Source organism: Siccirubricoccus sp. G192 (assembly GCF_019084075.1).
Lineage (GTDB): Bacteria > Pseudomonadota > Alphaproteobacteria > Acetobacterales > Acetobacteraceae > G192.
In genome coordinates this window covers 4,229,279-4,244,045 of sequence record NZ_JAHREN010000001.1, presented here as the reverse complement: position 1 = coordinate 4,244,045, position 14,767 = coordinate 4,229,279, and the positions used below count along the sequence as shown (strand labels likewise).

8 protein-coding genes and 4 pseudogenes are annotated in these 14,767 nt (G+C 74.2%); 7 read left to right on the top strand and 5 right to left on the bottom strand.

Annotated elements, in window-relative coordinates; genetic code table 11:
• Positions 1 to 56 precede the first annotated feature (56 nt).
• The 3 genes and pseudogenes from KSF81_RS20470 (at position 57) to KSF81_RS20460 (ending at position 5,344) form a co-directional block, all read left to right on the top strand.
• Complete coding sequence (locus tag KSF81_RS20470) at positions 57 to 2,672, top strand: alpha-2-macroglobulin (protein ID WP_217380529.1); 2,616 nt, start codon at positions 57 to 59, stop codon at positions 2,670 to 2,672.
• Positions 2,673 to 2,792: 120 nt separating this feature from the next.
• Positions 2,793 to 4,781 (top strand): penicillin-binding protein 1C, encoded by a 1,989-nt coding sequence (gene pbpC / locus KSF81_RS20465; protein ID WP_217380528.1) that lies wholly within the window; start codon positions 2,793 to 2,795, stop codon positions 4,779 to 4,781.
• Between the two features lie 67 nt (positions 4,782 to 4,848).
• Positions 4,849 to 5,344: pseudogene (locus KSF81_RS20460) on the top strand (YaiI/YqxD family protein).
• 191 nt (positions 5,345 to 5,535) lie between these two features.
• On the opposite strand, the gene KSF81_RS20455 reads toward KSF81_RS20460, so the two are convergent.
• The 5 genes from KSF81_RS20455 to secA all read right to left on the bottom strand — a co-directional run bounded on the left by KSF81_RS20455 (position 5,536) and on the right by secA (position 11,074).
• Positions 5,536 to 5,985 (bottom strand): hypothetical protein, encoded by a 450-nt coding sequence (locus KSF81_RS20455; protein ID WP_217380527.1) that lies wholly within the window; start codon positions 5,983 to 5,985, stop codon positions 5,536 to 5,538.
• Between the two features lie 220 nt (positions 5,986 to 6,205).
• Positions 6,206 to 7,171: a tripartite tricarboxylate transporter substrate binding protein gene (locus KSF81_RS20450; protein ID WP_217380526.1), complete on the bottom strand. Its 966-nt coding sequence runs from the start codon at positions 7,169 to 7,171 to the stop codon at positions 6,206 to 6,208.
• Between the two features lie 29 nt (positions 7,172 to 7,200).
• Complete coding sequence (locus tag KSF81_RS20445; protein WP_217380525.1) at positions 7,201 to 7,620, bottom strand: hypothetical protein; 420 nt, start codon at positions 7,618 to 7,620, stop codon at positions 7,201 to 7,203.
• Positions 7,617 to 8,393, bottom strand: coding sequence for an RluA family pseudouridine synthase (locus tag KSF81_RS20440; protein WP_217380524.1), 777 nt, complete (start codon positions 8,391 to 8,393; stop codon positions 7,617 to 7,619). Before KSF81_RS20440 ends, KSF81_RS20445 begins: the two co-directional genes overlap by 4 nt.
• Entirely contained in the window at positions 8,339 to 11,074 is a 2,736-nt protein-coding gene (gene secA / locus KSF81_RS20435; protein WP_217380523.1) for a preprotein translocase subunit SecA, read from the bottom strand. The genes KSF81_RS20440 and secA overlap by 55 nt, the downstream gene beginning before the upstream one ends.
• 282 nt (positions 11,075 to 11,356) lie before the next feature.
• On the opposite strand from secA, the pseudogene KSF81_RS32345 reads away from it, so the two are divergent.
• From KSF81_RS32345 to KSF81_RS20420, 4 genes and pseudogenes are all read left to right on the top strand, one after another.
• Positions 11,357 to 11,974 (top strand): annotated as a pseudogene (locus tag KSF81_RS32345) (peptidylprolyl isomerase); the annotation flags it as partial.
• Entirely contained in the window at positions 11,865 to 12,365 is a 501-nt protein-coding gene (locus KSF81_RS32340) for a peptidyl-prolyl cis-trans isomerase (protein WP_254453653.1), read from the top strand. The pseudogene KSF81_RS32345 and the gene KSF81_RS32340, both read left to right, overlap by 110 nt.
• A gap of 14 nt (positions 12,366 to 12,379) precedes the next feature.
• Positions 12,380 to 13,619 (top strand): annotated as a pseudogene (argJ, locus tag KSF81_RS20425) (bifunctional glutamate N-acetyltransferase/amino-acid acetyltransferase ArgJ).
• An 85-nt stretch (positions 13,620 to 13,704) separates the two neighbouring features.
• Positions 13,705 to 14,734, top strand: a pseudogene (locus KSF81_RS20420) (bifunctional GNAT family N-acetyltransferase/(deoxy)nucleoside triphosphate pyrophosphohydrolase).
• The last annotated feature ends 33 nt before the right edge of the window (positions 14,735 to 14,767 follow it).

The following is a 14,767-nucleotide window of genomic DNA, read 5'->3' as shown; positions in this document are numbered from 1 at the left end:
CCATCCGTTTCCGCAGCGGCTGGGCCGGGTCCGAATCCGCGGAGGTGCCGGACAAGGTGGATGTCGCCGCCGACCGCCGCGCCTATGCGCCGGGCGAGACCGCCCGCATCCGCATCACCGCGCCCTTTGCCGGCCCGGCCAGTGTCGCGGTGCTGACGGACCGGCTGGTCGCATTGCAGGAGGTGCAGGTGGCCGAGGGCGGCACCGAGGTGGAGGTGCCGGTCGATGCCGGTTGGGGGCCGGGCGCCTATGTCTCGGTCACGGTCTTCCGGCCGGGCGAGACGCGGCAAGGCCATCCCGGCCGCGCGCTCGGCCTGGCCTGGCTGCAACTCGACCCCGCCTCGCGGCGGATCGAGGTGGCCATTGAAACACCCGAGCGCATCACCCCGCGGCAGCGCCTGGCGGTGCCGCTGCGCCTCGGCAATGCCGGGGATGCCGCGCATCTCACCCTGGCGGCGGTGGATGAGGGCATCCTGCGCCTGACCCGCTTCGCCACCCCGGACCCGGTCGGGCATTTCATGGGCAAGCGGCGGCTCGGCGTCGATATCCGCGACGACTACGGCCGGCTGATCCCGCCCACCGATGCCGCGGTCGCGGCGCTGCGCCAGGGTGGCGATGAGTTCTCGGTCGGCGCCATCGACATCCCGCAGCGCACCGTGGCGCTGTTTTCCGGCCCGGTGGCGGTGGCGCCGGACGGCACCGCCACGGTGACACTGGAGATCCCGGATTTCGCCGGGGAACTCCGCCTGATGGCGGTGGCCTGGGCCGGCAACCGCACCGGCGCCGCCGGCAAGCCCATCACCGTGCGCGACGCGGTGGTGGCAGAGGCGCTGCTGCCCCGCTTCCTGGCGCCGGGCGACGAGGCGCGGCTGCCGGTGCTGCTGCACAATCTCGACCTGCCGGAGGGCGAGGTGGTGGCGACCCTCTCGGCCGAGGGCGCCATCGCCCTCGCCGGCCCCACCCGGCTGGCGGCGCGGCTGGCGCCCAATGCCCGTGCCCTGCCCGCCAGCCTGCTCCGCGCCGAGGCGACGGGGGAGGGGGTGCTGCGGCTGGCTGTCAGCGGGCCGGGCGGCTTCACCGCCAGCCGCGAGAGCCGCATCACCGTGCGCTCCTCCCGCCCCGTCACCACCGAGGTGGCGGGGGCGGAACTGCCGGCCGGCGAGACGCGGTCGCTGAACCCGCCGCTCGGTCGCTTCCTGGCCGGAAGCTGGCGGGCCTCGGCCAGCTTCGGCGGGCCGACCCGCTATGACGCCGCCGGGATGCTGCGGATGCTGGACGACTACCCCTTCACCTGCCTGGAGCAATCCGCCTCCCAGCTTCTGGCCTTCGCCGCCATCCCCATGGACGGCGTGGCGGGGGCGGAGCGGGCGGCGCGCCTGCAGCGGGCGGCGGAATGGGTGCTGAACAAGCAGCGCTTCGACGGCGCCTTCGGCCTCTGGTCCGCCCAGGGCGAGGCGCAGCCCTGGCTCACCCCCTATGCCGTGGAGGCGCTGCTGCGCGCCCACGCCGCCGGTGCCGCCATTCCCGAGGCGGCGCTGGAGGAGGCGCTGAAGCAGATGCTGGAGCAGGTGGACGAGACCAACCGGGACGACACGCCGGAGGAGCGCGCCGCCCAGGCCTATCGCCTGCATGTGCTGGCCCTGGCCGGGCGGCACCGGCTCGGCGCCGCGCGCCGGCTGCTGGAACGGCTGGAGGACCTGCCGACCCCGCTCGCCCGCGCCCAGCTTGGCGCCGCCTTCGCCCGGGCCGGCGACCAGCCGCGCGCCGAGGCGGCTTTCGCCGCGGCCCTGGCATCGGGCGCCCGCCGCCCCTGGCTGTTCGACTACGGCAATGCGGCGCGGGATGCGCTGGCGGTGGCGGTGCTGCTCAAGGAAAGTGGGCTGCTGCCGGCACGGCTGGCGGAATTGCAGGGCCGGCTGCCCGGGCCGGAACTGACCCCGCCCGGGAGCAATACCCAGGAACAGGCCTGGGCGGTGGCCGCCGCGGCGGCACTCGGGCGGGATGGCCGGCCGGTGCGGGTGGCGATCGATGGCCAGGCGCAGCCGCCGGCGCCGCTGGTCATGGTGGCGCTGGGCGGGCCGGCGACGGTGCGGAACACCTCGGATACCGCGGTCTGGCAGGCGGTCTCCGTCACCGGCATTCCGGCCCAGCCGGCGCCGGCCGGGCGGGCGGGGATGCGCGTCACCCGGCGCTTCCTCGACCTCTCCGGGCAGCCGCTGAACCTCGATGCGCTCAGGCAGAACACGGTCTTCGTGCTGCTGCTGGAAGGGCGCGCCGAAACCCGGGAGGCGCATCGGGCCATCGTGCAGCAGGGGCTGCCGGCCGGCTTCGAGATCGCCGGCCGACTGGCGGCGGGCGAGGTGCCGGGAATGCCCTGGCTCGGCACCCTGACCGAGGCGGTGGCCAGCCCGGCGCTCGACGACCGCTTCGCCGCGGCGCTGGACCTGACGCCGGAGGCGCCGGAATCCCGCCTGGCGGTGCGGCTGCGCGCGGTCACGGCGGGGCGGTTCGAACTGCCGGGGGCGGATCTCTCGGACATGTATCGGCCGCAGGTCTTCGCCCGGCAGAATACCGGGCGGATCACCGTGCTCGGCCCCGACGACCCGCTGCCCGCCCTGCCGCCCGCACCGGCACCGCGCCCGGCGGCGCCCGGCGGCGGGATGAAGAACTAGATGGCCGCAATCCGCCTTGCCGGAGCCGCTGACGCCACGGCGCCGGCGGAGGGCTGACCGGTGCGGCGCTGGCGCCGCCATGGCCCGGGCGAGCCCGCGACGGATCGCGCCCGGCCTGGCATGGCGCGATCCACGAAGGCCGGACTCGCTACGCTGGCGCTGGCGGCAATCCTCGGCGCCGGCATCCTGGCGCTGGACCGCGCCCTGCCGCCCGACCTCTCACGGCTGCACAGCCTCGGCACCGAAGTGCTGGACCGCGAGGGCCGCACCCTTTCCGTGCTGCCCGCGCCGGGTGGGATCTGGCGCCTGGCCACCGCCGCCGGCGACGTGCCGCCGCACCTCATCGAATTGTTGATCGCCGCCGAGGATCGCCGCTTCCGCCTGCATCCCGGCGTCGATCCGCTGGCACTGGCGCGGGCCGCGGTGCAATGGGCGCGGGCGGGGAGGGTGGTTTCCGGCGGCTCCACCCTCACCATGCAGGCCGCCCGGCTGCTGGAGCCGCGGCCGCGCAGCCTGCGCAGCAAGGCCATCGAGATCCTCCGCGCCCTGCAACTGGAAGCGCGTTTCAGCAAGGATGAGATCCTCGGCATCTGGCTGACACTGGCGCCGCAGGGCGGCAACCTGGAAGGGGTGCGGGCCGGGGCGCTGGCCTGGTTCGGCCGGCCGGCCGGGCGGCTCGACCCGGCCGAGGCGGCGCTGCTGGTCGCCATCCCGCGCCGGCCGGAAGCGCTGCGGCCCGATCGCCATCCGGAGCGTGCCACGGCGGCGCGCAATGCGCTGCTCACCCGCCGCGCCGAAGGGGCAGCCGGCATCACCCCGGCCGATACCGAATTCGCCCTTGCCATGCGGGTGCCGGAGCGGCGGCTGCCGATGCCGCGTCTGGCGCCGCATCTGGCCCGCGAATTGGCGCAGGGCGCCGATACCCCCCGCATTGCCAGCAGCCTCGACCTCGGCTTGCAGCGGGCCGCAGAGGAGATCGCCACGGCAGCGCTGCGCGGCCTGCCGGACCGTGCCTCGCTGGCGCTGCTGGTGGCCGACCTGCATTCGCGGGAGGTGCGGGCGCTGGTTGGCGGCGATTTCGGCGACCAGGGCCGGGCCGGGGCGCTGGACCTGACGCGGGCGATCCGCTCGCCGGGTTCGGCGCTGAAGCCCGTGCTCTATGCCATGGCCTTCGAGGCCGGCATCGCCGCGCCGGAGACCCTGCTGGCCGATCTGCCGCGCCGCTTCGGCGGCTATGCGCCGGAGAATTTCAACCGCGACTTCGCCGGGCGGATCACCGTGGCGGATGCGCTGCGGCAATCGCTGAACCTGCCGGCGGTGGCGCTGCTTGCGGAGCTTGGGCCACTGCGCTTCGCCGCGGCACTGAAGGCGGCCGGCGCGCCCCCACGCCTGCCGCCGGGCACCGATCCCTCGCTGCCCCTGGCGCTCGGCGGGCTCGGCACCACGCTGCGGGAGATGGTGGGGCTCTATGCGGCGCTCGGCGATGGCGGGCGGGCGGCGCCGCTGCGGCTGGTGCCCATGACGCCGGCCGGGGCGGGGCGCCTGGTGTTCGAGCCGCGCGCGGCGGGCCTCGCCACCGCCATCCTGGTGAACCCTTTCCCGGCCGGCGGGCCGCCGGACATCGCCTGGAAGACCGGCACGAGCTGGGGCGGCCGCGATGCCTGGGCCTTGGGGTTGGATGCCCGGCATGTGGTGGGCGTCTGGGTCGGCCGGCCGGACGGCACGCCGCTGCCCGGTGCGACCGGCGCCCGCATTGCCTTGCCGCTGCTGGCCCGGCTGTTCGAGCGCCTGCCGCCGGCGCCGCGCAGCCCCCTGCCGGCCCGCATCGTCACCAGCCCTGGCGCCACACCCGCCCTGGCCGAGGCGATGGACCGGTTGCGCCTGGTCTTCCCGCCACCCGGCGCGGTGCTGGAGGAAGGGCCGGGCCATGTCACCCTCCGCGCCAGCGGCGGCCGCCGGCCGCTCACCTTCCTGGTGGATGGCAGCCCGGTGCCGGCCGAGCCCGCCCGGCGCGAGGCGGCCTGGACGCCGCCCGGCCCCGGCTTCTACCGGGTGACGGTATTGGACGCGGAGGGCGCGGCGGCGCGGGCGGAGGTGCGGGTGCGGTAGGATTCGCCGGCCGGGGGGCGCGGCGCATGGCTTGCGGCCCGGGGCCGCCAACCGCATGGTCGCCCGCATGACAAGCATCCATGTGGACGGCGATGCCTGCCCGGTGCGGGAGGAGGTGTTCCGCGTCGCCACCCGCCTCGGCCTGCAGGTTTTCGTGGTGAGCAACGGCTCCCGCCCGGTGCGACCGCCGGGCCTGCCGAATGTGCAGATGGTGGTGGTGGCCGAGGGCGCCGATGCCGCCGATGACTGGATCGCCGAGCGGATCTCCCGCGGCGATGTCTGTGTCACCTCCGACATCCCCCCTGGCCGCGCGCTGCCTGGCGAAGGGCGCACGGGCGCTCTCGCCCAAGGGCAGGCCCTGGACCACCGACAATATCGGCGGCGCGCTGGCCGGGCGGGAGGTGGCGCAGGGCCTGCGCGCCGCCGGGGTGATGACGGGCGGCCCGGCGCCGCTGACCCGCGCCGACCGCTCCCGCTTCCTCGCCGCGCTGGATGCCGAGGTCCAGGCGGCGCGGCGCGATGCCACGGCCGCGCCGCCGCGACCCTGGGTGGCTTTCGAGTAGGGATTCCGGGCGCTTTGCGAGACGGGTGCCGGCCAAGCCGGGTGGCGACCGGCTTGGCTGCGGCAGGACCCCCTGCCGCCAGAGGCAGCCAAGCGATTCAGCCCCGCGGAAGCAAGCCCCCTTCGGCCATCGCGCGGCCTTGTATCTTCGGCCCGATTCAGACCTCCAGGCCCTGCGGTCATCGGGCCGCCTCAGCGCCGGGGGCCGACATCCGGTGCTGGAAGCGGCGCCGTCGGGGCCAGTTCGCGGGAGAGTGCATTGAGGTCGCGCAATTGCTCGCGCTCCCGCTCCGGCGGGGTGCTGACGCCGGCGGCACGCTGCTGCTGCTCGACTTGGCCACGCAGGCTGGGTTGGCTTTGCTGCGCCTGGCTGTTCCGCCCCTGCTGCCCTGCCGTGCCCTGGTTGGCGCCGCCGGAGGCCGCGCCGCCGCTTCCTCCGCTGCCCGCGTAAGGCGCCGTGGCCTGGCTGCTGCCAGGGGTGCCGCGGCCTGCTGCGCTGCTGCCCGCCGAACCACCCGGGACGCCCGGCTGCCCGACCTGGCCGGCGGCACCCCGGTTGGCGGCCGCCGTGCCGGGGGCGCCGGCCGATCCGCCCCCCCGCGGTGCCCGCCGCGCCGCCCGCGCTTGCTCCCCCTGCGCCACCCGATCCGCCCCCGCCGGAGCCGCCGCCCCCGCCCGATTGCGCCAGGGCCATGGGCGAGGCCAGCAGGCCAAGCGAGAGGCAGGCCGCGGCGGCCAGATGGGGCGCGCGGGCGGCGCCGGGGAGCCTTGCGCGGATCATGGCATATCCTTTCGGGACAGGAGGCAGATGCCCGGGATCAACGCGCGCCGCCTCGCCGGGATCGCCGCGCCCGGGGCGCCCCTATTCCGGCCGGACGCCGGCAGCGCGCAGCAGCGGCCCGACCCGCTCGATATCGGCCAGCACGAAGCGGGTGACGGCCTCCGGCGAGGCCGCTTCCGGCACCGGCTGCACCCCAAGCTCGCCAAGCCGGCGGGCGGCCTTGGCCGTGGCGGCGTTGAACAGGGCATTGAGCCGCGCCACCGCGGCCGGCGGGGTGCGGGCGGGGGCCAGCACCGCCACCCAGGCATCGGCGCGGAAATCCGGCAGCCCGGCCTCCGCCGCCGTCGGCACATCCGGCAGGATGGCGCTGCGGTTCGCCGCGCCGACCGCCAGGCCGCGCACCGAGCCGCCCCGCACATGCGGCGCGGCGGAGGCGACGGGGTCGATCACCATCTGCGTCTCGCCGCCGATGACCGACTGCATGGCCGGCCCGCCGCCGCGATAGGGGACATGCAGCATCTCCACCCCCGCCGCCGAGAGGAACAGCAGCGAGCCCAGATGGATGGCGCTGCCGACCCCCGCCGAGGCATAGGCGTAACGCCCGGGATTGGCCCGCAGCAGGGCCAGGAAGCCGGCGAGGTCCTGCACCGGCAGGCGCGGGTCCACCGCCACCACCTGCGGGATATTGCCGAGCACCGCCACGCCGGTGAAGCCGCCCGCCGGGTCATAGGGCAGCCGCGCCACCAGGGCGGGGGCGATGGCATGGGCGCTGGAGGTGATGAGCACGGTCTGCCCATCCGGCTCCGCCTTGGCCGCGGCATCGGTGCCGACCACGATGCCGGCGCCGGTGCGGTTCTCGATCACCACGGGCTGGCCGAGCAGGCTGCCGGCGGCCTCCGCCACCACCCGGGCCACGACATCGGTAGTGCCGCCGGGGGAGAAGGGCAGGATGGCGCGGAGCGGGCGTTCCGGGGCGGTCTGGGCACGCGGCACGGTGGGCGCGGCAAGGACCGGCAGGGCGAGCAGGGCACGGCGGCTGGGCTGCATGATGGCGTTTCCCCTTTCCGCCGCCGTTATCAGGAGCAGCCCTGCCGGTCCAGCCGCCCCCGCGCCAGCCCGGCTGAGAAGCGGGCGCGGTCGAGGCTGCGGCGGAGGCGCTCCAGGCTGGCCTCGCTCCCCGCCTGTTCCGCCAGCCCGGCGGCTTCCATGGCATGCAGCGCGGCTTGGCGGCAGCCGCAGCCGGCCAGGCTGGCGGCGGCCGCATGCAGCCGCGCCCCCAGGACCGCCGCTTCCTCCCGCCCGGCGGTGAGGGAGGCGGGGGGCGCCGCCAGCCCGCGCTCGGCCTCCCGCAGGGCGTCCAGCCCCGCAGCCAGGCCGCAGCCGCCGCGCTGCGCCAGGGCGGGGGGTGCCGCCAGCAGGGCGAGCAAAGCGAGGGCGGGGGGTGCCGCCAGCAGGGCGAGCAAAGCGAGGGCGGCGCGGTGGCGCAGTTGGTTCATTCCGCGGCCTCCCGCCAGCCGCAAGCCGCCAGGGCGGCGCGCATATGCGGCGGCACCGGCGCGGTGGCCGTCACCGGCGGGTCGAGCGGCAGGGCGATGGCGCGGGCCAGCAGGTGCAGCATGGCCGCTTCGCCGCCGCCATACCGCGCATCGCCCAGGATCGGGCAGCCGAGATGCGCGCAGTGGACGCGGAGCTGATGGGTGCGGCCGGTGCGGGGGCGGAGTTCCAGCCAGGCGAGGCCCCCGGCTTCGCCCAGCACCCGCCAGGCGGTCAGCGCCGGCTGGCCTTCCGGGTCCACCACCATGCGCCAGCCATCCCGGGCGGTGCTGCGCTTGGCGAGCGGCGCGGCGACCTCCCCCGCCGGCGCCGGCGGGGCGCCGCGCACCACCGCCCAATAGGTCTTCTCCACCCGCCCGGCGGCAAACAGGGCGCCGAGCGCCGCCAGGGCCGGCTTCGTGCGGCCCAGCACCAGGCAGCCCGCGGTGTCGGTATCGAGCCGATGCGCCGGCTGCGGCGCCCGCCGCTTGCCGAGGGCTAGGACGGGCAGCCAATCCTCCAGCGAGGCGCCGCCGCGCGGGCCGCGATGCACCGGCAGGCCGGCCGGCTTGTCCAGGACCAGAAGCTGGCCGTCCCGGTGCAGCAGCCGCGCCTCGGCATCGGGCGGCGGGGCGCCGCCCTGGCGGCTCGGCTCCGGCGCCCGCCTGAGTCGCGCCCTGCCTAGCCGAGGCGGCCGTGGCAGTGCTTGTACTTCTTGCCGCTGCCGCAGGGGCATGAGGCATTGCGCGGGGTGCGGTGCCAGGTGGCGGGATCGGCCGGATCGACGCCCTCGGCCTGGCGCGGCGCCGTGGCGGTGCCGATCGGCATGGCGGCATAGCCGGGGCCGCCGGCATCGGCCATTTCCAGCTCGGCCATGGCGGGGTCGGGGTGGCGCAGGTCGAGCACCCGCACCGGCTCCGGCGAGGGTGGCGGCTGGTCGGGGCGGAGTTCGATCCGCAGCAGCACGCCGGTCACCCGCTCCCGCAGGTCGGCCAGCATGGTGTTGAACAGGAGGAAGGCTTCGGACTTGTACTCGTTCAGCGGGTCGCGCTGGCCATAGGCGCGCAGCCCGATGCCCTGGCGCAGATGGTCGAGCGCCAGCAGGTGCTCCTTCCAGACCTGGTCGAAGATCTGCAGCAGCAGCGACTTCTCGACCATGCGCATGAGGTCGGGGCCGATATTGGCGGCCTTGGCGGCATAGACCTGGTCGGCGGCGGCCTGGATGCGGTCGCGCACCGCCGTCTCGTCGATGCCCTCCTCCTTGCCCCAGGCGATGACCGGCAGGTCGAGGCCGAGCTCGGTGCGGACCTTCTCCTCGAGCCCGACCAGGTCCCATTGCTCGGGATAGGCGTTCTCGGGGATCGCCTTGTCGACCATGTCGCCGATGCTTTCGCGGCGCATCTCGGCCACCGTCTCGGCCACGTCCTCGGCCTGCATGAAGGCGCGGCGCTGGGCATAGACCTCCCGCCGCTGGTCATTCATGACATCGTCGTATTTCAGCAGGTTCTTGCGGGTGTCGAAGTTCCGTGCCTCGACCTTCTTCTGCGCCTTCTCCAGGGCCTTGTTGATCCAGGGGTGGACGATCGCCTCGCCCTCCTTCAGCCCGAGCTTCTGCAGCATGCCGCCCATGCGGTCGCTGCCGAAGATGCGCATCAGGTCGTCTTCCAGCGAGAGGAAGAAATGGCTGGCGCCCGGGTCGCCCTGGCGGCCGGAGCGGCCGCGGAGCTGGTTGTCGATGCGCCGGCTCTCATGCCGCTCGGTGCCGATGACGAAGAGGCCGCCGGCCGCCTTCGCGGTGGCGCGGGCGGTCTCCACCTCCGCCTTGTGGCGGGCGAGCGCGGCCTCGTAGTCCGACCCCTCGCTAGCGCCGCTCTCCTGCCGCGCCAGCATCTCGACATTGCCGCCGAGCTGGATGTCGGTGCCGCGCCCGGCCATGTTGGTGGCGATGGTGACGGCGCCGGGGCGCCCGGCCTGGGCGACGATCTCCGCCTCCTGCTCATGGTAGCGGGCGTTCAGCACGTTGTGCGGCACGCCGCGCTTCTTGAGCAGGGAAGAGATCAGCTCCGACTTCTCGATGCTGGTGGTGCCGACCAGGCAGGGCTGGCCGCGGGTGCGGGCCTCGTCGATCAGGGTGATGACGGCGTCGTATTTCTCGGTGGCGCTGCGATAGACCTCGTCGTCGCTGTCCTTGCGGATCACCGGGACGTTGGTCGGGATCTCCATCACTTCCAGCTTGTAGATCTCGGCGAATTCGTCGGCCTCGGTTGCGGCCGTGCCGGTCATGCCGGCCAGCTTGGGATAGAGCCGGAAGTAGTTCTGGAAGGTGATGGAGGCCAGCGTCTGGTTCTCGGGCTGGACGGTGACGTGTTCCTTCGCCTCCAGCGCCTGGTGCAGGCCATCGGAATAGCGCCGGCCCTCCATCATGCGGCCGGTGAACTCGTCGATGATCACCACCTTGTCGTCCCGGGTGATGTAGTCGACATCCCGGGTGAACAGCACATGGGCGCGCAGCGACTGGTTGACGTGGTGCACCAGGGTCACGTTGTGGAAGTCGTAGAGGGCGCCTTCCTGTAGCAACCCGGCCTCGCGCAGCCGCTGCTCCACCGCCTCCGAGCCTTCCTCCGTGAGCGAGGCGGTGCGCTGCTTCTCGTCCTTGTCGTAGGTGGCCTTGTCCTGGACCAGCAGCTTCACGACCTCGTCCACCTGGCGGTAGAGGTCGGAACTGTCCTCGGAGGGGCCGCTGATGATGAGCGGCGTGCGCGCCTCGTCGATGAGGATGCTGTCCACCTCATCGACGATGGCGAAGTTGAAGTCGCGCTGGACCATCTCGTCCAGCCGGTACTTCATGTTGTCGCGGAGGTAGTCGAAGCCGAATTCGTTGTTGGTGCCGTAGGTGACATCCGCGGCATAGGCGGCGCGGCGCTCCTCATCGGTCAGGCCATGGACGATGACGCCGGTGGAGAGGCCGAGGAAGCGATACAGCCGCCCCATCCATTCCGAGTCGCGCTTCGCCAGGTAGTCGTTCACCGTGACGACATGGACGCCCTTGCCGGCGATGGCATTGAGGTAGACCGGCAGCGTCGCCACCAGGGTCTTGCCCTCGCCGGTCTTCATCTCGGCGATCTTGCCCTCATGCAGGACCATGCCGCCGATCATCTGCACGTCGAAGTGCCGGAGGCCGAGCACGCGCTTGGCCGCCTCCCGCACCGTGGCGAAGGCCTCCGGCAGCAGGCTGTCGAGATCGGCCCCGGCGGCGAGCTTCGCCCGGAACTCCTCGGTCCTGGCGCGGAGCGCGTCATCCGGAAGCACGGCCAGGCCGGGCTCCAGCGCATTGATCTCGGGCACCCGCTGCTGCAGGCGCTTCAGCGCCCGGTCGTTCGAGGTGCCGAAGAGGGCGCGGGCGATGCGGGCGAACATGCGGGCCTTGCTTCTCCGGGGTTGCGCGGGCCGGCCGCGCATGCCACGCGGCCCGGCGGCCCGGCAGACAGCAGTAGGAAACGGAAGGACGGGGCCTCGCCCCTGACCCCTCCGGGCGGCGGGTGCTGCGCGACCCCGGCGCGGCCGCACAGATAGGCAAGCGGCGGGCCGAGGTCAACGCCGGGTCGTGGCCTGGCCTGGCAAGGCTGCCTGGCAGGGGCTGCTTGTGGACCCATCGCGGTTCCGTCATCCTCCGCCACCGTCCCGGAGTTCTGCCCCCGCATGCGTTTTCGCCCCGCGATTCTCGCCGCCTCCCTGCTTACCCCGGTCCTGGCCCTGGCCCAGGCGGCGCCCCAGGCCGGCCCGGCCGCCGCTGCCCCAGCCCCTGGCACCCCGGCCCTTGGCGCCCCGGCTCCCGCGGCCGAGAACCCCTTGATCGCCAAGGTGAATGGCGAGGAAGTGCGGCTCTCGGACGTGGCCGCCACGGCGGCCGAGGTGCTGCCGCCCGAGATGCGCTCGATGCCGCCCGCCATGCTGCTGCAGATGCTGCCGCCCGAGATCTCCCGCCAGCTCGTGGAGCGCACCATCACGGAACGGGCCCTGGTCGCCGCCGCCCGCGCCGCCGGGCTCGACCGCGACGAGGAGGTGCGCGCCCGCATCCGCCGGGCCGAGGAGCAGGAGCTGACCCAGGCCCTGCTCTCCCGCGAGGTGGGCGCCACCGTGACCGAGGCCGCCATCCGCGCCCGCTACGACCAGGAAGCCGCCCGCCGCACCGGGGAGGAGGAGGTGCATGCCCGCCACATCCTGGTCCAGACCGAGACCGAGGCGCGGGCCGCCCTGGCCGAGGTCAGCGGCGGCGAGGATTTCGCCGCGGTGGCGCGCCGCCGCTCCTCCGGCCCCGGGGCGCAGGAGGGGGGCGACCTCGGCTTCTTCAAGCGCGGCGACATGGTGCCGGGAATTCGCCGCGGCGGCCTTCGCGCTGCAGGCCGGGCAGGTGAGCCAGGCGCCGGTCCGCACCCCCTTCGGCTGGCACATCATCAAGGTGGAGGAGCGCCGCACCGCCCCGGTGCCTCCCTTCGAGGAGGCCCGGCAGCAGCTCCAGCGCAAGATGCTGGAGGAGGGGGTGGATGGCGTGGTGCGCCGCATCCGCGCCAGCGCCCAGGTGGAGCGGTTCGACCAGCCGCCGGCGCCGACCCCGGGCGGCGCCCTTCTCGACAATGCGGCGCCGCCGGCGCCCGCTTCACCCCCCGCCGGCCGCAGCCCCACCGCGCCGCAACCGCAACGCCGCTAGAGAGAGCCCGAACCATGGCTGGCAAGGACCTGCCCGTCTCCCCGCTCGCCCTGCCCCTGCCGGAAGTGCCGCCGGTCGCCGGGCTCCGCCTCGGCGTCATCGAGGCCGGCATCCGCTATCGCGGCCGCGCCGACCTGACGATGATGGAATTCCCCCCCCGGCACCAGCGTCGCCGGGGTCTTCACCCGGAACCGCTGCCCCGGCGCGCCGGTGGACTGGTGCCGCGCCGCGCTGAAGGGCGGCCGGGCCCGGGCGCTGGTGGTGAATGCCGGCAATGCCAATGTCTTCACCGGCAAGGCCGGGCGGGAGGCCACCCGGGCCACCGCCGAGGCCGCCGCCGCCCTGGTCGGCTGCAAGCCCGGCGAGGTCTTCCTGGCCTCCACCGGGGTGATCGGCGAGACCCTGCCGCACGAGAAGCTGACCGCGGCGCTGCCGGCGCTGCATGCGGCGCTGGCGCCCGACGCTTGGGCCGATGCGGCGCGCGGCATCATGACCACCGACACCTTCCCCAAGGCCGCGGTGCGGACGGCGGAGATCGGCGGCGCCACCGTCAGCATCGCCGGCATCGCCAAGGGCAGCGGCATGATCGCACCCGACATGGCGACGATGCTCAGCTTCATCGCCACCGATGCGAAACTCCCGGCCGCCGCCTTGCAGGCGCTGCTGAAGCGGGGCTGCGACCGCAGCTTCAACTGCGTGACGGTGGATTCCGATACCTCCACCAGCGACACCGTGCTCGCCTTCGCCACCGGCCAGGTGAAGCACCCCCGCGTGCCGGCGGAGGGCGGGCCGCTGCTGCGCGACTTCGCCCGGGCGCTGGACGAGGTGCTGATGGACCTGGCGCTGATGGTGGCGCGGGACGGGGAGGGGGCGCAGAAGCTGGTCCGCATCGAGGTGACCGGTGCCACGAGCAAGCGCTCGGCGCATCGCATCGCCATGGCGGTGGCCAATTCGCCCCTGGTCAAGACCGCCATCGCCGGCGGCGACGCCAATTGGGGCCGCATCGTCATGGCCGTGGGCAAGGCGGGGGAGCCGGCGGACCGCGACAAGCTCTCCATCGCGGTCGGCGGCACCTGGATGGCGCGGGAGGGCGGCGTGGTGCCGGGTTATGACGAAACGCCGGTGGTCCAGCACATGCAGGGCCGCGAGGTGGAGATTACCATCGATCTCGGCCTCGGCCGCGGCCAGGCCACCGCCTGGACCTGCGACCTGACGCATGGCTACATCGACATCAACGGCAGCTATCGGAGCTGAACCCGGCCCGATCCGGCGCGCCGCGCGTTGACAGCGGCGCGCCTCTGGCCATCCATGCGCCCCCACCGCGACCCCAGGGGCCCCGATCCGCTTGACCCTCTCCCCCCCCGATTTCACCCCGCTGAAGACCGAGCGGCTGACGCTCCGCCCGCTCCGTGCCGAGGATGCGCCCGCGCTGCACCGGCTGGTCAATGACTGGGAAGTGGCGAAGACCCTGGCCCGCGTGCCCTTCCCCTATCCGCGGCCGCTGGCCGATGAATGGATCGCCTCCACCTGGGCGCAGCTCGCCGCCGGGGAGGCCTGGCACTTGGCGATCGTCGGCGAGGAGGCGGGGCGGGAGGTGCTGGTGGGCTGCGTCGGCCTCACCCGCGACCGCGGCAGCAACGACCGGGGCGGCAGGCTGGCGGAACTCGGCTACTGGGTCGGGCGGCGCTTCTGGGGGGCATGGCGTCGCGCCGGAGGCGGCTGGGCGGCTGCTGCGCTGGGCACTGGCCAATCTCGACATCGAGGGCATCCGCGCCAGCGTGCTGCGCGACAATGCCCGTTCCGCGGCGGTGCTGCGGCGCCTCGGCTTCCTGGAGGTGGGGGAGGCGATGCAGCCCTTCCTCTCGCGCGGCGGGCCGATGCCGGTGCTGCTGTTCCAGGGCGGCCGCGAGGACCTCACCGCCGATCCGGCGCCGGAACCTGCGCTGGCCGCGCCGGTGGCACCAGGCGGCAAGCCGATCCTGCTGGTGGCCGCCTGCGCCCTGGTGGATGTCGATGGCCGGGTGCTGCTGGCCCGGCGGCCGGAGGGCAAGCCGCTGGCCGGGCTCTGGGAATTCCCCGGTGGCAAGGCGGCGCCGGGGGAGACGCCGGAGGATGCGCTGATCCGCGAACTGAAGGAGGAGCTGGATATCGATGTCTCCGCCAGTTGCCTGGCCCCCTTCACCTTCGCCTCGCATGCCTATGAGGCCTTCCACCTGCTGATGCCGCTCTACCTGTGCCGGCGCTGGGGCGGCATCGTGCGGGCCACCGAGGGCCAGGCGCTGGCCTGGGTGCGACCGCAACGGCTGGGCGACTACGCCATGCCGCCAGCCGACAAGCCGCTGGTGGCGATGCTCAGGGACTTCCTGTAGCCAGCCGGCACCCCATTTGATAGCACTGCACGC

Bases quoted from the DNA above. Each gene is read 5' to 3' on its own strand.
- pbpC (WP_217380528.1), top strand. From the start codon at position 2,793: ATGGCGCGATCCACGAAGGCCGGACTCGCTACGCTGGCGCTGGCGGCA.
- KSF81_RS20450 (WP_217380526.1), bottom strand. From the start codon at position 7,171: ATGCAGCCCAGCCGCCGTGCCCTGCTCGCCCTGCCGGTCCTTGCCGCG.
- KSF81_RS20445 (WP_217380525.1), bottom strand. From the start codon at position 7,620: ATGAACCAACTGCGCCACCGCGCCGCCCTCGCTTTGCTCGCCCTGCTG.
- KSF81_RS20440 (WP_217380524.1), bottom strand. From the start codon at position 8,393: ATGCCCCTGCGGCAGCGGCAAGAAGTACAAGCACTGCCACGGCCGCCT.
- secA (WP_217380523.1), bottom strand. From the start codon at position 11,074: ATGTTCGCCCGCATCGCCCGCGCCCTCTTCGGCACCTCGAACGACCGG.
- KSF81_RS32340 (WP_254453653.1), top strand. From the start codon at position 11,865: ATGCCCGCCACATCCTGGTCCAGACCGAGACCGAGGCGCGGGCCGCCC.